The following is a 16,481-nucleotide window of genomic DNA, read 5'->3' on the forward strand; positions in this document are numbered from 1 at the left end:
CCGGGCTCGCGGACGGTGCGTGCGTGCGCGCGTGCGCGTCCTGTCCGCGGCTTCGGTGGGCCTGCGCCTTCGACGGTTGCCGGGGCCGCCCGGGGTTTTGCGGAGTGTGGCGGTTCCGGGCCGGCAGTAAAGGGCGCTTCCTTCGGTCGCGTCGGCTGCGCCGATTCCGCTGCGCTCCACCCTTGACTCCCGTCCCTCCACCGCGAGCTGCCTCTTGACCCGGACGGCCAGGGGTGGGGGCAACGGGGACCGCTGGGGCAGTCATCGGCTTTCGCTGCCGGGTGCGGCCCGGTCCATCGTGGCCGACGGCCAGGGTTGCGTGACCGCCCGCCGCGCGGCCGAGCCGCTCGGGTCATCCGCTCGCGCTGCCGGGTGCGGACCGGCTCATCGTGAGTCGCCCTCACTGTCCGGGGTGGGACATCCGCTCTCGCGGCCAGGTGCGGACCGGCCCAACGTGGGCGGGAGCAATACTCGATGAGCTGTGGCCCGGGGGGCGCCGCGCCCTCCGGCACCTACTTTGGGAAAGTTGCGAATGGGTTGGCCGCGCGCTCCCTTCGCAGACCGAGTGCGCCCCTGGCCCGCCTCGGGTCGGGCCGCCCCTCCCCTGGCACCTACTTTGGGAAAGTTGCGAATGCGTTCACCGCACGCCCCCCTGCCAAGCCGCATACGCCCCCCAATGCGCTGGCTCACCGCGCCAGATTCGTGAGGCCGGTGACGCGGGAGGCGGCGCGCGGGGAGTGAGAAGGGGGGCGCGCAGTGTGCCGGTTCGCAACTTCTCCAAAGTAGGTGCCGGAGGGGGCAGCCCGAACCAAGGAAGGCCAGCCATGGGGGCGCATTCAGTCTGCCGAGGGGGGCGCGTGGCCCGCCGCTTCGCAACTTTCCCAAAGTAGGTGCCGGAGGGGGGGCAGCCCCCGACCGGAACACAGCTCATCGACCATGACTCCCGCCCACGATGAACCGGACCGCACCCGGCAACGCAAGCCGATGACCCGACCCGAACCGTGAGGGCGGCTTGCGTTGGGACGGGCCGCACCCGGCAACGCGAGCCGATGGCCCGAGCGGCCAAGCCGCGCGGTAGGCGGGCCCGTGACCGTGACCCGCCGCCCACGATGGACCGGGCCGCACCCGGCAGCGAAAGCCGATGACTGCCCCAGCGGTCCCCGTTGCCCCCACCCCTGGCCGTCCGGGTCAAAGGTCAAGTCGCGGTGGAGGGACGGGAGTCAAGGGTGGAGCGCAGCGGAATCGGCGCAGCCGACGCGCAGCGCAGCGGAGCGCCCTTTACTCCCGGCCCGGAACCGCCACACTCCGCAAAACCCCGGGCGGCCCCGGCAACCATCAAAGACACCGGCCCACCGAAGTCACCGCTGAGGGGGCGTACGTGGCGAGGCGATGGAGACTGTGTCCCGCACGGCTCCACCGCTCCACCGCTCCACCGCCCCCGTACGCCCCATTCGTGAACGGCACATGGCAGTCCCGTTGCAGCACCCCGTGACCGCTTGAGGCGGCCGCACGACCACGGCTACGTTCAACGAGTCAGGTCGACGAGATGAGACGCGTCACGTCGAGTCGAGTCGACGACTTGGCCGTGTGCCCGAGAGGCTCAGGGGCTGGACTGCAAATCCAGTAACGCGGGTTCGAATCCCGCCACGGCCTCTTGCCCGACCGTGGTACCCCACGGGGCCCGGGAGGAGTTATTTCACCCGGGCCTCGTCCAGGCCCGCGAGGATCGCGTCCACCGTCTCCTCGACCGTCAACTCCCCGCTGTCCAGCCGGAGTCCGAGCCGAGGCGTCTGCTCCCGCAGGATCGCGTCCAAGTCGTCGACGGTCCACGCGCCGTACCCCGTCTTGCCGCGGGCGGCCTCGCGGGCCGCGACCACTTCGGGGCGTGGGGCGAGCACGACGACGTAGGCAGGGCGGGTGCGGACGAGTTCCACGTACGCCTTCAACTCCTCGCCCAGGATCACGTCCTGGACGACGGCGGTGAACCCGGCGTAGGCGTAGGCGTCGGCGGTGGACGCCGAGAGGCGGTAGCGCAGGCGGAGTTGGGCCTCGCCCTCGCCGCCCGGCACACCCTCGTACGGCACTCCGCCCGACACGATCATGCGGCGGAACGCGTCCCCCCGCACGTGCGCGGCCCGCGGCAGCCGCTCGGCCAGCGCCTGCGCGACCGTGGACTTGCCGGACGCCATGATGCCGGTGACGACGACCACCGCGCCCCCGGCGGGCGTCACGTCGCGACCGCCGCCTGGGGGCGGATCGGGAGGCGGTTGACCGGGCGGCCCGTCGCCGCGCGGACCGCCGAGGCGATGGCCGCGGGGGACGTCACCACCGGGACGGCGCTGGCCGCCTTCGCGCCGAAGGGGGCCACGACGTCCCGTTCCTCCACCAGCTTCACGATGCGGATGTCCGGGGTGTCCAGGGCGGTCGGGAGGGCGTAGCCCGTCAGGTCGGGGTGGCGGACCAGGCCGCGGGGGGTGCGGAGGTTCTCCGTGAGGGCCGCGCCCACGCCCTGGGTGACGCCCGCCTCGATACGGGCCTTGAGCTGGGCGGGGTTGAGGATGCGGCCCACGTCCTGGGCCACCGCGAGCTCCACCACCCGTACCGCGCCGATCTCGATGTCGACGTCCACGACCGCACGGATCGCGCAGAACGCCATGCCGACGAACGCGTCGCCCTGCCCGGCCTCGTCCAGCGGCTCGGTCGGGTGGGGGCGGCACTGGGCCGTGGCCCAGAGCTCCTTGCCCTCCAGGGCCTCCGTGACGGTCGTGGAGAGCACACCGTCGTACGAGGTGATCTTGCCGTCGGTGATCTGGAGCAGCTCGGTGGACATGCCGAACTTGTGCGCGAGGGGCTGGAGGAGCTGTGTGCGGACCATCTTCGCCGCGCGCTCCACCGCGCCGCCCGACACCCACGTGTGGCGGCCCCGGCAGCTCGGTCCGGCGGGCGGCTGGTCCGTGTCGACGGGGGCGACCCGCACGTCCTCGATGCCCAGGGTCTCCTGGACGATCTGGCGGGCCAGCGTCGTGAAGCCCTGGCCGGTCTCGACGGCCGCGCAGATCACCGTCGCCCCGCCGTCATGGACCTTCACCGTGGCCGTGGACACCTCGTCCGTGCCCTCGGCGCCGAGGAGCTGGACCATGCCGAGGCCGTAGCCGACGCCGCGCCGGACGGCGGACGGTTCGCCCGCGCCCTCCGGGCCGCCGGGGAGCAGCCACTCGTCCTCGGGGGTGTCCTTGGGCAGCTCGGGCAGCGGTGCGTCCCGCACGGCGGCGAGGAGTTCGGCGACGGGCGCGGGGCACGTCACCGTCTGGCCGGTGGGCAGGATGTCGCCGGTCGCCATGGCGTTGCGCAGCCGCAGCTCCGCCGGGTCGACGCCCAGCTTCTTGGCGATCTTGTCCATCTGGGCTTCGTAGGCGGCGCACACCTGGAGCGCGCCCTCGCCCCGGACGTGGCCGGAGGGCGGATTGTTCGTACGGACCGCCCAGCCCTCGATGAAGGCGTTCGGCACGACGTACGGGCCGCAGGCGAAGGAGACCGCGGCGGCGAGCGCCTCCGACGACGTGTCCGCGTAGGCACCCGCGTCGAGCAGGATCTGCGCCTCCACCTTCACGAGGCGGCCCTCGGCGTCCGCGTGGTGGCGGTAGCGCAGGAGCGTGGGATGGCGGTGGGCGTGGCTGAGGAAGGACTCCTCGCGGGTCGCGGTGAGCTTGACGGGGCAGCCGGTGCGCAGCGCCAGGAGCCCGAGCGGGAGCTGGAAGCCCGCGTCCTCGCGGTCGGCGGTGGCGCCCGGCACGCCCGTGACGACGACCTTCACGCGGTCCGGGGTGATGTCGAAGCAGGCGGCGGCCCGGTCGCGGTCGGCGTGCGGGTCGGTGGAGGCGATGTACAGCTCCACGCCCCCGTCGGGCCGCGGCACCGCGAGCCCCGCCTCCGCGCCGATGGGCGCCGGGTCCTGCCGGCCGATGCGGTACAGGCCCTCGACGACGAGTTCGCCCGCCGCCTCCGGGTCGCCGTGCCGCAGCGGGATGTGGCGGATGAGGTTGCCGTCGGGGTGCAGCGGTTCGGCCTCGAAGGCCTTCTCCGGGTCGGTGACCGGTTCGAGCACCTCGTACTCGACGATGACGGCGGCGGCGGCCATCCGCGCGGTGTCGGGGTGGTCGGCGGCGACGGCGGCGATGGGCTCGCCGTGGTGGCGTACGACGTCGGAGGCGAAGACCGGGCGGTCCGGGGTGCGCCGGCCGTGCAGCGGTTCGCCCGGTACGTCCTCGTGCGTGACGACCGCGCGGACGCCCGGCATCTCCAGGGCGTGGCTGGTGTCGATGGAGACGATGCGGGCGTGCGCGTGCGGGGAGCGCAGGACCGCCGCCCACAGGAGGCCCTCGGCCCACAGGTCGGCGGCGTAGGGGAACGTGCCCTCGGTCTTGACCCGGGACTCCGCGGACGGCAGCGACGCGCCGATGCCGCGCGGCGGCTGCTCGGCCGCCGCGGCCTGGCGGTCGGCGGTGGCGGGCGTGGTCGCGGTGGTGGCTTCGGTGGTCACGCGTGGCCTCCGTCCTGGCCGTAGGGGCCGTCCTGGCCGTAGGGGCCCGCCTGGTGCGGGATGTGGGCCTCGGCGTGACCGCGCTGGTCGTGCTGGTCGTACTGGTCGTGCTGCTGTTGCTCTTGCTCGTGCTCGTGTTGCGCGGTCGCCTCGCGTTCGGCGACGACCTCGCGCACGGCGTCCAGGACACCTCGGTAGCCGGAGCAGCGGCAGAGGTTGCCGCACAGGGCGCGGCGGGCCTCCAGGTCGGTGGGGGCGGGGTTGCCCTCCAGGAGGTCGTGCACGGTCATCGCCATGCCGGGTACGCAGAAGCCGCACTGCACGGCGCCGCACGCGGCGAGCGCGCGCTGCACGTCGGACGGCTGCCCGTCGGCGGCGAGGCCCTCCACGGTACGGACCTCGCTGCCCGCGGTGGTCGCGGCGGGCACGAGGCAGGAGGCGACGAGCCGCCCGTCCACCTGGACGTTGCAGGCCCCGCACTCGCCCTGCGAGCACCCGTCCTTGGCCCCGGCGAGACCGAGGCGCTCGCGCAGGACGTAGAGGAGCGACTCGCCGATCCACGCACCGGTGACGGGACGGTCGGTGCCGTTCACACGAAGGACGTAGGAGACGAGGGGGTGGTCGTCGTGGAGGGGGGCGACGTCGGGGGTTTCGTCGGGGGCCGGGGTGTCGTCGGGTGCGGGGGCGGCGTCAGGGGTGACAGCTTCGGCCGCTTCGGCCGCTTCATCCGGAGCGACCGTTTCGTCCGCGTCCGGCACCTCTACGGGCTCGGCCGCTTCGGGGGCCTCGACGGTCGCTTCGGGAGCCGACTCGACCGGCCCGGCGGGCTCCTCGACCGGTTCGTCGACGGGCTCGGGGGCAGGCTCCGGCTCGGGCACGACCTCCAGCTCGGGCTCGGGCTCGGGTTCCGGCTCGGGCTCGGGCTCCGCGACCGGCTCCGCGGTCGGGGGCTCCGCGACCGGGGGTTCCGCGACCGGGGGCTCCGCGGACGGCAGCTTGATCGCGCGCAGCAGCTGCGTCTTCTCGAACCGGCTCTCCGGTTCGGCCTCGGCCTCGGGCTGCGGCTGCGGCTGCGGCTCGGGCTCCGAAAGCGGCTCCGCGACCCGCTCGGGAGCAGGCTCATGCAGCACGTCCTGCGCCGGTGCCGGTGCCTGCGCACCCCACGGCGCACCCGCCCCCACCCCGGTCGCCCAGGGCGCGGGCGCGCCGCCGGGCAGCGTCGCGGGAGGCGTGCCGCCGCCCCACTGCGCGGCGAGCGAGGACGCCGTGAACTCGCCCGATTCGTCCGGCAGATCACCATTGGCGACGGGGATCGACCACTGGCCGGTGACGTCGGCGGGGGGAGCGGCGGGCTCCTGCCCGTACTGGTGGGCGTACTCCTGCTCGTAGGCGGGCCGGTACTCCTGCTCGTGCGACGACTGCTGTCCCGCGGGCGACTCCGCCTCGGGGAAGCTCCACTGCCCCGTCGCCCGAGGGTCGTACGCGTGCGGCTGCGCGTGCGCGGGCGGCTGTTCCTGCACCGTGCCCGCGTCGGGCCACCGCAGCGCGCCCGTCACCTCGGGCGGCATGACCCAGGCGCCGGTGGCTGCCGGGTCGGTGGCGTCGGCGACGGTGGGGTTGACCGTTATCTGCGGCGGTACGTAGCCGTGGCCGGGGGCGGCGAGCGGGGCGTCCAGCATGCCTTCGGGGAGCTGCACGAACGCCGTGGCGTCGGAGTCGTACTCCCCCTGCGGGTGCGGCTGCCAGCCGCCGCCGTGGGCCGTGTTCTCTTCGTGCCGGTCGTCGCTCACGACAGCGCCCTCCCCAGTGCTCGTCGGGCCAGCGCGGCGACGGTGCGCCGCAGGTGCAGTACCGCGGGGGCCAGCGGCTGTTCCGTGCCGTCGGCCGCCGGGGGTTGGTCGGGAATGCAGGCGGTGGCGACGTACTCGCCGAAGGCGGTGACCGCCTCCGGGACGAGGCTGCCCCGCTCGCCGTCCCAGTCGATCAGGGAGGCCACCCACTCCTCGGCCTCCAGCGGACGCAGCGGCATGGGCGCGATGGCGCCGACCGCGCACCGCACCCCGCGCCGCGCGGGGTCGAGGACGAGGGCGACGGAAGCCGTGGCCCGGCCGGGTCCGGTCCGTCCGGTCGCCTTGAGGAAGACCTGGGGGGCGTGCAGCAGCGGTACGCGCACGAAGCCGATGAGTTCGCCGGGGCGGAGCATGTCCATGCCTGCGAGCAGGTGCGACACGGGGATCTCGCGGCGGGCGCCGCCCGGTCCCGCGATGATCAGCACCGCTTCGAGCGCGGCGAGGACGGGCAGGGCGTCACCGGTCGGCGCGGCCGACGCGATGTTGCCGCCGAGGGTGCCCGCGTTGCGGATCTGGGGCGGCCCCGCGGCGCGCGCGGCGGCGGCGAGGGCGGGGATCAGCGCGGCGAAGTCGGGGCGGCCCATGCGGGCGTGGGTGAGACCGGCGCCGAGCAGGGCGTGGCCGTCCTGGTACTGCCAGCCGCGGATCTCGCTGATGCGGCCGAGGCCGACGAGCGCGGCGGGCCGCAGTTGTCCCGAATTGACCGAGGACATGAGGTCCGTGCCGCCGGCGACGGGCACGGCGGCGGGCATGGCGGCGAGCGCCGCCACTGCCTCGTCCAGCGTGGCGGGCAGCTTCACCGATTGCGGTGTCTGCGCCGCCTGCGGTGCGTGCGTGGTCAAACCGGCTGCCCCTTCCCGATGTCCGGCCGCATGCTCCACGTACATCGCGTATGTGAAGTGCTCGCCGTTTCGCGACGTGTCACCGTTACGCCTGTTCCGCCGTACGGTACGTGCTCACAACCCGGACGTGGCAACTCTGGCACATCTTCCCCGGGGCCCGACGCGGGGGTCCGCTAGGAGGCATTCGTCCGCGAACCAGGCGGATGTGGCGATTTCGCACGCCTTCGGGCGGCCGCCCTTTCCGGCGACCGCCCGCTCGACCGCACGCCCGGCCAAGCACCCGGGGAGCTGCTCACACGTTCGGGGGCGCCCCCTCGATCGGGCGTCCCAGCACACCGGGCCGCTGGTGTCGCGGGAGTGGACCGCTCGGCGGACGGTAGTCGACGCCCAGGGCGTCAAGTCGGCGATAGTGGGCGTTCATTCGGCGTTCGAAGTCGGCGAAGTCACGTTCGGCCGGGGCGGGCAGCTCCCGCCACGCCACCTCGCTGAAGGCCGCGAGGCGCGGGAACACCTGGTAGTCGACGCGTCCCTGGTGCTCCATCACCTCGGTCCACACGTTGGCCTGGGTGCCGATGACGTGGGCCGCCTCCTCCTCGGTGAGCTCGGCGGGGACGGGCTCGAAGCGGTAGACGTCCTCCAGCGTGCGGACGTACGCGATGGGCATCGGCTCGTCCGGGCCGCCGTCCTCACGGAAGTTCAAGTACACCTGCTGCTCGGGACACATGACGACGTCGTGGCCCGCCTTCGCCGCGTCGATGCCGCCCCGGTAGCCGCGCCAGGAGGAGACGGTGGCGCCCTCGGCGAGGCCGCCCTCCAGGATCTCGTCCCAGCCGATGAGGCGGCGTCCGCGGTCGGCGAGCCAGCGGTCGAAGTGCCGGATGAACCAGCTCTGCAGGCCGTCCTCGTCGCCGACCCCGAGTTCCTTGATGCGGGCCTGCGCGGTGGGCGACGCCTTCCACTGGTCCTTGGGGCACTCGTCGCCGCCGACGTGGACGAACGTGGAGGGGAAGAGGTCGAGGATCTCCTCGAAGACCCCTTCGTAGAAGCGGAGCACCTCTTCGGTGGGGGCGAGGACGTTCGGGCTGACGCCCCAGCTGTCCCAGACGGTCATGGCCTCGGTGTCGACGACATCGCTGTTGCCGAGGTACGGGTACGCGGTGATCGCGGCCTGCGAGTGGCCGGGGATGTCGATCTCCGGGACGACGGTGATGTGCAGGGAGTCCGCGTACGCGACGATTTCGCGGATGTCGTCCTGCGTGTAGTAGCCGCCGTGCGGGTGCTCCTGCCAGAGCGGCGACGCGCGGTGGCCCCAGCGGGTGCGGGAGCGCCAGGCGCCGACCTCGGTGAGCTTCGGGTGGCGCTTGATCTCCACGCGCCAGCCCTGGTCGTCCGTGATGTGGAAGTGGAAGACGTTGAGCTTGTGGGCGGCGAGCAGGTCGAGGTACCGCAGGACGCCGTCCTTCGGCATGAAGTGCCGGGACACGTCGAGCATCATGCCGCGCCAGCCGAAGCGCGGGGCGTCCTCGACGGCGACCATCGGCACCGTCCACTGCCGGGCGGGGTCGAGCGGGGCGCGCCGGAACGCCTCGGGGCCGAGGAGTTGACGGAACGTCTGCGCGCCCCAGAAGACACCGGCCGCGCTGCCTCCCTCGATGCGGATGGCGTGGCCGTCGACGACGAGGCGGTAGGCCTCGGCCGCGAGGCCCTCGTCGATCCGCAGCACGATGCCGTTTTCGTTCTCACCGTCGGGGAACCGCAGGCCGGTTGCGGCTCCGACGGTGCTGCGCAGCCAGCGCGCGGTGCCTTCGGTGCCTGGTCCGGCGTGCAGCGCGGTCTCGTCGTCGAGGGGAAAGGAACCTTGGGTGGGCGGGACCCAGCGGGCGCTGGTCGGCGCCGGAACGAGTTGCTCAAAGGTCATGCGACCGCAGACTGTCACGCGATTGCACGACGCAAAAGGGGCGTTGCGGCAGGCGCAACGCCCCTTGGGCGAAGGGTGCTTTCCGGTGGCCGGAAGTCGCCGGAAGGCCGAGTGGGACTCCGTCGGTTACTTCTTGCCGCCGTCCTTGCCGCCCTTGTCGTTGTCTCCGCCGGCGCCCATGGACTCGTAGATCTCCTTGCACATGGGACAGACGGGGTACTTCTTCGGGTCGCGGCCGGGGACCCACACCTTGCCGCAGAGCGCCACGACGGGCGTGCCGTCCAGCGCGCTCGCCATGATCTTGTCCTTCTGGACGTAGTGCGCATAGCGCTCGTGGTCGCCGTCACCGTGCGACACCTGGGGTGTCGGCTCAACGAGGGTCCCCGTACCTGCCCCGCGCTCGGGCTCGGGCTCAAGAGTGCTCATAACGGCCAAGGGTACTCACGCGCGGCGCGTCCCGGCAGCGGCCGTGTCGGGAGACCCCGCGACGGCGGGGCGGGCGGGGGTCTTGTGCAGCAGGTGCAGGACCAGGGCCGCCGCGGCGACCGCGGCCGCCGCCCAGGGCAGGCGCTCGGGGGCGAGCCCCGCGGCGAGGGCGAGCCCGGCCGCTCCCGAGCCGACCGCGCTGCCCAGGTAGAGGGCGGAGTTGTTGAGGGCGAGGGCGACCGTGCCGCGTTCGGCGCGCAGGGCGAGGAGGCGGTGCTGCTGCGGGACCTGGAACGCCCAGCCCGCGGCGCCCCAGACGACGAGCGCGGGGTGGGCGGCGGCGCCGAGCAGCGGCAGGACGCCGATCGCGACGACCAGGGTGGAGACGATTCCGGTCACGAGGACGTACACCCGGCCGGTACGGTCCACCAGCGGTCCGGCGACGACGCTGCCGAGCACTCCGCCGAGCCCCCACGCCCACAGGTACGGCGCCACCGCGCCGTCGCCCACGCCGCCCGAGGAGGCGAGCACGGGCGCGAGGTAGGTGTAGAGGCCGAGGCTCGCCACCGCGCCCAGGAACGAGACGCCGACGACGGGCAGCACCGTGCGGTCGGTGAGCGCCGCGAGCCGCGCCCGCATCGGGACCGCCGGGGCGGCGGGGATGTCCGGGAGCCCCACCGCGAGGCCGAGCAGGGCGACCGCGCCGAGCCCCGTCACCAGCCACATCGTGGCCCGCCACGAGGTGTGGTCGGCGAGCAGCACGCCCAGCGGCACGCCGAGGACCGTGCCCGAACTCATCCCGCCCATCACCAGCGCGAGCGCCCGCCCGCGCCGCTCCTCCCCCGCGAGGGCGGCGGCGGCCGCGGTGGACAGCGCCGAGTACACCCCGGCGCCGATCCCCGCCACGGCGCGCGCGACGAGCAGCACGGTGAGCCCGGGGGCGAGTGCGGTGAGTCCGTTGCCGAGGGTGAAGACGGCGAGCGCGGCGACGATCAGTACGCGCGGGCGGACCCCGGAGAGGAGTCCGGCGACGAGCGGTGCGCTCACCGCGTAGGCGAGGGTGAAGACGGTGACCATCTGCCCGGCGAGGGAGACGGTCGTCGCCAGGTCGTCGGCGACCACCGGCAGGAGCCCCGCCATCACGTAGGCGTCGAGCCCGAGCGTGAAGGACCCCACCATCAACAGCCATACCTTGCGCACGGCGTTCAACTCCCCTGTCTCATGTCTCATGTCTCACGAAGGCTGGAAACGTAGGCAGCCTCCGCATCCGGGGAGAAATGCGTGCGAGGCGCATTTATGCTGGGGCAGCATGGATCACGTACCGCCCGGCGTCGAACTGCGCCACCTGCGGGGTTTTCTCGCCGTCGCCGACGAGCTGAACTTCACGCACGCCGCCGCAGTGCTGCGCGTCGGCCAGCCCGCCCTGACGCGGACCGTGCGGGCGCTGGAGGACGCGCTCGGCACGCGCCTCCTGGAGCGGACCACGCGCCGGGTCGCCCTCACCGAGGCGGGCTCCCGCCTCCGCGACGAGCTGGCGCCGCTCCTGTCCCGGCTCGACGGGGCGCTGCGCACGGCGGGCAGCGAGCCCCCGCTCCTGCGCCTCGGGTTCACCTCACTCCTGCCGCAGGCCTGCGCCGATCTGGTGCACGCGTTCAAGGCGGCGACGGGTGCGGGCGTGCGGCTCGTGCGCCGGGACGAACCCCTCGCCGGGCTCCTGTCGGGCGCGTGCGATGTCGCGGTCGTACGGGGTGACGTACCGTCCGGCGCCGCGGTCCGCACGCGGGTGCTGCTGCGGGAGCCGCGCGTCGCCGTCGTCGCACGCGGGGCGGCGGAGCTGGCGGGGCGGCGCGTGGTCGACTGGGCGGAACTCGCGGACGTGCCGCTGGTGGTGAACACGGTGACCGGCACGACGAGCCCGGACCTGTGGCCACCGGAGCGCCGCCCACGGCTCGCCTGCACGGCCGACAACCTCGACGAGTGGCTGGAGGCGGTCGCGGCGGGCCACGGCGTGGGCATCGCCCCGGAACCGGTGGCGCGCAGACACACGCATCCGGCGCTGCGCCGCGTACGCCTGAAGAACGCGCCGCCGGTCACCGTGCGCCTGGCGGTCCCGGCGAGGGACTCCCACCCGCTGGCGGAGCGGTACCTGCATCAGGCCCGTCAGTTCAGCGACGCGTCGTCCGGATAGGTCGCCACCATCGCCAGCTCGCTCCGCTGGCGTCTCAGGACGGCCCGCCACAGCCGCTCCGGGTCGGGGGACGAGACGTCGCCCGGTTCGGACTCGACCACGTACCAGGCGCCGTCCTCCAGCTCGCTCTCCAGCTGACCGGGGCCCCAGCCCGAATAGCCCGCGAAGATGCGCAGGGAGCCGAGGGCCGGGGCGAGGAGTTCCGGCGGGGCCTCCAGGTCGACGAGGCCGATCGCGCCGTGGACGCGGCGGAAGCCGACAGGGTCGCGCAGCGCGGGCGTCCGCTTGCGGGTGCCGGGCGACGTGCCCTCGTCGCCGGGGATCACCGCGACCCCGAGCGCCGAGTCCAGCGAGACGGGGCCGCCCTGGAAGACCACTCCTGGCGCACCGGCGAGCCGCCCCCAGCCCTCCAGGATGTCGGTGACGTCCACGGGGGTCGGGCGGTTCAGGACCACACCGAGCGAGCCCTTCTCGTCGTGGTCGAGGAGCAGCACCACCGCGCGGTCGAAGTTCGGGTCCGCCAGGGCCGGTGTGGCCACGAGCAGCCGGCCTGTGAGCGAGGACACCTCGGTCATGGTGCACATGATCCCGCATCTTCGCCCCGCGCGGGGAGCCAATGCGCATAACGGAGTGAACGCAGCTCAGGGCAGGATGGGGCCGGTGGAACCGGCGAAACGGACGGTGACCCGGTGTGTCCGGATACGCACGGTTCGTGTTGTCACGAACTCATGACCTGTTCTGGGCGGCCTCGGCCTTACGGAAGGGGGGTACGCGGCCATTACGCTTGGCCCTTTGGTCCCCCTGTCCATTCAATCGGAACGCGAGATTCATGACCGTCACCGATGATGTCCTGCTTGTCCACGGCGGCACTCCGCTCGAGGGCGAGATCCGTGTCCGCGGCGCGAAGAACCTCGTGCCGAAGGCCATGGTGGCCGCGCTGCTCGGCAGCGCCCCGAGCCGGCTGCGCAATGTCCCAGACATCCGCGACGTACGCGTCGTGCGCGGTCTGCTGCAGCTGCACGGCGTGACGGTCCGCCCCGGTGAGGAGCCGGGCGAGCTCATCATGGACCCCTCCCACGTGGAGAGCGCGAACGTCGCCGACATCGACGCCCACGCGGGGTCGTCGCGCATTCCGATCCTCTTCTGCGGCCCCCTGCTGCACCGCCTGGGCCACGCCTTCATCCCGGGCCTCGGCGGCTGCGACATCGGCGGCCGGCCGATCGACTTCCACTTCGAGGTGCTGCGCCAGTTCGGCGCGACCATCGAGAAGCGTGAGGGCGGCCAGTACCTGGAGGCCCCGCAGCGGCTGCGCGGCACGAAGATCCGTCTGCCGTACCCGTCCGTGGGCGCCACCGAGCAGGTCCTGCTCACCGCCGTCCTCGCGGAGGGCGTGACGGAGCTCTCCAACGCCGCGGTGGAGCCGGAGATCGAGGACCTGATCTGCGTCCTGCAGAAAATGGGCGCGATCATCGCGATGGACACCGACCGGACCATCCGGATCACCGGTGTCGACAGCCTCGGCGGCTACAACCACCACGCCCTCTCGGACCGCCTGGAGGCCGCCTCCTGGGCGTCCGCCGCCCTGGCCACCGAGGGCAACATCTACGTGCGCGGCGCCCAGCAGCGCTCGATGATGACGTTCCTGAACACCTACCGGAAGGTGGGGGGTGCCTTCGAGATCGACGACGAGGGCATCCGCTTCTGGCACCCGGGCGGCTCGCTCAACGCGATCGCCCTGGAGACGGACGTGCACCCCGGCTTCCAGACGGACTGGCAGCAGCCGCTCGTCGTGGCGCTGACGCAGGCCGCGGGCCTGTCGATCGTCCACGAGACGGTGTACGAGTCGCGGCTCGGCTTCACCTCGGCGCTCAACCAGATGGGTGCGCACATCCAGCTGTACCGCGAGTGCCTCGGCGGTTCCGACTGCCGTTTCGGCCAGCGGAACTTCCTCCACTCGGCGGTCGTCAGCGGCCCGACGAAGCTCCAGGGCGCCGATCTGGTCATCCCGGACCTGCGCGGCGGCTTCTCGTACCTCATCGCCGCCCTGGCGGCGCAGGGCACGTCCCGCGTCCACGGCATCGACCTGATCAACCGCGGCTACGAGAACTTCATGGAGAAGCTCGTGGAGCTCGGCGCGAAGGTCGAGCTGCCCGGCAAGGCACCGCTGGCCTAGCGGGCCCGCAGGGGGCCGTACGGGCCCCCTGAAGCGGTACGGCGGCAGTACGGCACGCGAAAGGGGCGGCCACCCGGATGGGTGGCCGCCCCTCATCGCTGCTCGGGGCTACTTGCCCTTCGCCGCTTCCTTCAGCTTGGAACCGGCCGAAACCTTGACGCTGTAACCGGCCGGGATGTTGATCGGCTCGCCGGTCTGCGGGTTGCGGGCGGTGCGAGCGGCACGGTGGGTGCGCTCGAAGGTCAGGAAGCCGGGGATGGTGACCTTCTCGTCGCCCTTGGCAACGATCTCGCCGACGGTCTCGGCGAACGCGGCCAGCACGGCGTCGGCGTCCTTGCGGGTCACCTCTGCGCGGTCGGCCAGCGCGGCCACCAGCTCACTGCGGTTCATGTTTGTACTCCCGTGTTCTTTTGCCGTTGAGGCGTGCCACGCGGCGAGGCCGCATGATGGGCACAGCGAAGACGATGCTGCCAGGGTCCTCGGACAGTCCCCGGACCCGGGTCTGACGTCAGACCCTCGCGCCCGATTACGCATCCTGCCCCCACCTGCGGCGGGAAAGCCAATCCGGTGCCCGTGGGGGTCACACGAAAAGCGTCCGCCGCCCCTGAAATGCCGGAGGCCGGAGGGCTTGCTGCCAAGCCACCCTAGAGGGGGCCCGAGGGGCCCGGGTCCCGCGACGCGCCGTGTCCCTAGGCCGTGGCGCCTGTCACAGCGGCCCCGGCGGCCTTCGCGGCGCTCCGCACGGCGTCGGCCACGGCGGGGGCGACCTTGTCGTTGAAGACGCTGGGGATGATGTAGTTCCGGTTCAGCTCGTCCTCGGCGACGACGTCCGCGAGGGCACCCGCGGCGGCCAGCATCATCTCCGTGTTGACGGTGCGCGACTGGGCGTCCAGGAGCCCGCGGAAGACACCCGGGAAGACCAGGACGTTGTTGATCTGGTTCGGGAAGTCCGAGCGTCCGGTGGCGACAACTGCGGCCGTCTGGCGGGCGATTGCCGGGTCGACCTCGGGGTCGGGGTTCGCGAGCGCGAACACGATGGCGCCTTCGGCCATGGCGGCGACGTCGTCGCCGTTCAGCACGTTCGGGGCCGACACGCCGATGAACACGTCGGCGCCGACGACGGCCTCCTTGAGGGTGCCGGTGAGGCCCTCGGGGTTGGTGTTCTCGGCGATCCAGCGCAGCGGCGAGTCGGCGTCGTGGGACACCAGGTCCTCGCGGTCGGCGTGCACGACGCCGTGGATGTCGGCCACGACGGCGTTCTTGACGCCGGCGGCGAGCAGCAGCTTGAGGATGGCCGTGCCGGCCGCACCCGCGCCCGACATGACGACGCGCACGTCGCCGATGCCCTTGTTCACCACGCGCAGGGCGTTGGTGAGGGCGGCGAGGACGACGATGGCGGTGCCGTGCTGGTCGTCGTGGAAGACGGGGATGTCCAGGGCCTCGCGGAGGCGTGCCTCGATCTCGAAGCAGCGGGGCGCGGAGATGTCCTCCAGGTTGATGCCCGCGAAGCCGGGGGCGATGGCCTTGACGATCTCGACGATGGCGTCGGTGTCCTGGGTGTCCAGGCAGATCGGCCAGGCGTCGATGCCGGCGAAGCGCTTGAAGAGGGCCGCCTTGCCCTCCATGACCGGCAGCGCGGCCTTCGGGCCGATGTTGCCGAGGCCGAGGACGGCCGAACCGTCCGTTACGACCGCAACGGAGTTGCGCTTGATGGTGAGGCGGCGCGCGTCCTCGGGGTTCTCGGCGATCGCCATGCAGACGCGGGCGACACCGGGCGTGTAGACCATGGACAGGTCGTCACGGTTGCGGATGGGGTGCTTCGACGCCATCTCGATCTTGCCGCCGAGGTGCATCAGGAACGTACGGTCGGAGACCTTGCCGAGGGTGACGCCCTCGATCGTGCGCAGCTGCTCGACGATCTCGTCGGCGTGCGTGGTGGAGGACGCCGCGATCGTCACGTCGATCCGCAGCATCTCGTGGCCGGAGGCCGTGACGTCGAGGCCGGTGACCGAGCCCCCGGAAGACTCGACGGCCGTGGTGAGCTGGGAGACCGCCGTTCCGCTCGCGGGCACCTCCAGCCGGACCGTCATCGAGTAGGAGACGCTGGGCGCCGTTGCCATGGCCGACTTCCTCTGCTTTCACCTTGTAGCTCTTGCCGTCCGATGGTCGCACCTACCGCCGAGTACGTGGTAGCCGCCCCGGATTGCGAACGTTTTGTTCACCGGCCAGTGCGCTGCGTTTTTGGAAACTGGTTTCCACCATACGAGAAGTTGGCTCGTCGCGGAAGAGGGGCCCCGCACACGGGAAGCCGGTCCCGAACACGGAAAGAGGCCCACGTCACGTGGTGACGTGGGCCTCTCCCGTACGTTCATGACACCGACCCGCCATGCTCGCCTCGCGGCAAGTGGTCGCTCGTAGCGACGATGGTTGGGCCCGGGGGCTTGGATCGAGCCGGTGCCACATCCAAGGTAACAAACGAACCCCGTAAGGCAATTCCCGTCCCGGAAACCCGCTCGGAAACCCGCGCGGAGACCACTCGGAACC

12 protein-coding genes and 1 tRNA gene are annotated in these 16,481 nt (G+C 72.6%); 3 read left to right on the plus strand and 10 right to left on the minus strand.

The annotated features are described in order from the left end of the window. The first annotated feature begins 1,581 nt into the window (after positions 1-1,581). A tRNA-Cys gene (locus DEJ47_RS14540) sits at positions 1,582-1,653 on the plus strand. 38 nt (positions 1,654-1,691) lie between these two features. On the opposite strand, the gene DEJ47_RS14545 is transcribed toward DEJ47_RS14540, so the two are convergent. From DEJ47_RS14545 to DEJ47_RS14575, 7 genes are all read right to left on the minus strand, one after another. After that, positions 1,692-2,189: an AAA family ATPase gene (locus DEJ47_RS14545; protein WP_150175636.1), complete on the minus strand. Its 498-nt coding sequence runs from the start codon at positions 2,187-2,189 to the stop codon at positions 1,692-1,694. 38 nt (positions 2,190-2,227) lie between these two features. Beyond that, positions 2,228-4,540, minus strand: a complete 2,313-nt coding sequence (locus DEJ47_RS14550) for a xanthine dehydrogenase family protein molybdopterin-binding subunit (RefSeq protein WP_150168461.1) — start codon at positions 4,538-4,540, stop codon at positions 2,228-2,230. Continuing rightward, complete coding sequence (locus DEJ47_RS14555; RefSeq protein WP_150168463.1) at positions 4,537-6,330, minus strand: 2Fe-2S iron-sulfur cluster-binding protein; 1,794 nt, start codon at positions 6,328-6,330, stop codon at positions 4,537-4,539. The genes DEJ47_RS14550 and DEJ47_RS14555 overlap by 4 nt, the downstream gene beginning before the upstream one ends. Continuing rightward, the gene (locus DEJ47_RS14560) at positions 6,327-7,232 is read right to left on the minus strand and encodes an FAD binding domain-containing protein (protein WP_190415414.1); all 906 of its coding nucleotides are present in this window, start codon (positions 7,230-7,232) and stop codon (positions 6,327-6,329) included. The genes DEJ47_RS14555 and DEJ47_RS14560 overlap by 4 nt, the downstream gene beginning before the upstream one ends. 292 nt (positions 7,233-7,524) lie before the next feature. Next, a complete protein-coding gene (locus DEJ47_RS14565) occupies positions 7,525-9,150 on the minus strand; it encodes a beta-N-acetylhexosaminidase (RefSeq protein ID WP_150168468.1) in 1,626 nt (541 codons plus the stop codon). Positions 9,151-9,276: 126 nt separating this feature from the next. Next, entirely contained in the window at positions 9,277-9,576 is a 300-nt protein-coding gene (locus DEJ47_RS14570) for a DUF3039 domain-containing protein (RefSeq protein ID WP_150168469.1), read from the minus strand. 15 nt (positions 9,577-9,591) lie between these two features. Continuing rightward, complete coding sequence (locus tag DEJ47_RS14575; RefSeq protein ID WP_223828357.1) at positions 9,592-10,806, minus strand: MFS transporter; 1,215 nt, start codon at positions 10,804-10,806, stop codon at positions 9,592-9,594. Between the two features lie 79 nt (positions 10,807-10,885). On the opposite strand from DEJ47_RS14575, the gene DEJ47_RS14580 reads away from it, so the two are divergent. Beyond that, complete coding sequence (locus DEJ47_RS14580) at positions 10,886-11,764, plus strand: LysR family transcriptional regulator (RefSeq protein WP_150168472.1); 879 nt, start codon at positions 10,886-10,888, stop codon at positions 11,762-11,764. On the opposite strand, the gene DEJ47_RS14585 is transcribed toward DEJ47_RS14580, so the two are convergent. Further along, complete coding sequence (locus DEJ47_RS14585; RefSeq protein WP_190415416.1) at positions 11,737-12,339, minus strand: YqgE/AlgH family protein; 603 nt, start codon at positions 12,337-12,339, stop codon at positions 11,737-11,739. The two genes, DEJ47_RS14580 and DEJ47_RS14585, sit on opposite strands and share 28 nt — an antisense overlap. Positions 12,340-12,593: 254 nt before the next feature. On the opposite strand from DEJ47_RS14585, the gene murA reads away from it, so the two are divergent. Continuing rightward, the gene (gene murA / locus DEJ47_RS14590; RefSeq protein WP_055566701.1) at positions 12,594-13,937 is read left to right on the plus strand and encodes a UDP-N-acetylglucosamine 1-carboxyvinyltransferase; all 1,344 of its coding nucleotides are present in this window, start codon (positions 12,594-12,596) and stop codon (positions 13,935-13,937) included. 108 nt (positions 13,938-14,045) lie between these two features. On the opposite strand, the gene DEJ47_RS14595 is transcribed toward murA, so the two are convergent. Together DEJ47_RS14595 and DEJ47_RS14600 are read right to left on the minus strand one after the other, a co-directional pair. After that, the gene (locus DEJ47_RS14595; RefSeq protein WP_016645140.1) at positions 14,046-14,327 is read right to left on the minus strand and encodes an HU family DNA-binding protein; all 282 of its coding nucleotides are present in this window, start codon (positions 14,325-14,327) and stop codon (positions 14,046-14,048) included. A 299-nt stretch (positions 14,328-14,626) separates the two neighbouring features. Beyond that, positions 14,627-16,057 (minus strand): NAD-dependent malic enzyme, encoded by a 1,431-nt coding sequence (locus DEJ47_RS14600; protein ID WP_150168475.1) that lies wholly within the window; start codon positions 16,055-16,057, stop codon positions 14,627-14,629. Positions 16,058-16,481: the final 424 nt, after the last annotated feature.

Origin of the sequence: Streptomyces venezuelae (genome assembly GCF_008642355.1) — a bacterium.
GTDB lineage: Bacteria > Actinomycetota > Actinomycetes > Streptomycetales > Streptomycetaceae > Streptomyces > Streptomyces venezuelae_B.

Excerpts from the sequence above, each read along its gene's own strand:
- DEJ47_RS14545 (WP_150175636.1), bottom strand. The coding sequence starts at position 2,189 with ATGGCGTCCGGCAAGTCCACGGTCGCGCAGGCGCTGGCCGAGCGGCTG.
- DEJ47_RS14580 (WP_150168472.1), top strand. The coding sequence starts at position 10,886 with ATGGATCACGTACCGCCCGGCGTCGAACTGCGCCACCTGCGGGGTTTT.
- DEJ47_RS14600 (WP_150168475.1), bottom strand. The coding sequence starts at position 16,057 with ATGGCAACGGCGCCCAGCGTCTCCTACTCGATGACGGTCCGGCTGGAG.
- DEJ47_RS14570 (WP_150168469.1), bottom strand. The coding sequence starts at position 9,576 with ATGAGCACTCTTGAGCCCGAGCCCGAGCGCGGGGCAGGTACGGGGACC.
- DEJ47_RS14585 (WP_190415416.1), bottom strand. The coding sequence starts at position 12,339 with ATGACCGAGGTGTCCTCGCTCACAGGCCGGCTGCTCGTGGCCACACCG.
- murA (WP_055566701.1), top strand. The coding sequence starts at position 12,594 with ATGACCGTCACCGATGATGTCCTGCTTGTCCACGGCGGCACTCCGCTC.
- DEJ47_RS14595 (WP_016645140.1), bottom strand. The coding sequence starts at position 14,327 with ATGAACCGCAGTGAGCTGGTGGCCGCGCTGGCCGACCGCGCAGAGGTG.
- DEJ47_RS14565 (WP_150168468.1), bottom strand. The coding sequence starts at position 9,150 with ATGACCTTTGAGCAACTCGTTCCGGCGCCGACCAGCGCCCGCTGGGTC.
- DEJ47_RS14575 (WP_223828357.1), bottom strand. The coding sequence starts at position 10,806 with ATGAGACATGAGACAGGGGAGTTGAACGCCGTGCGCAAGGTATGGCTG.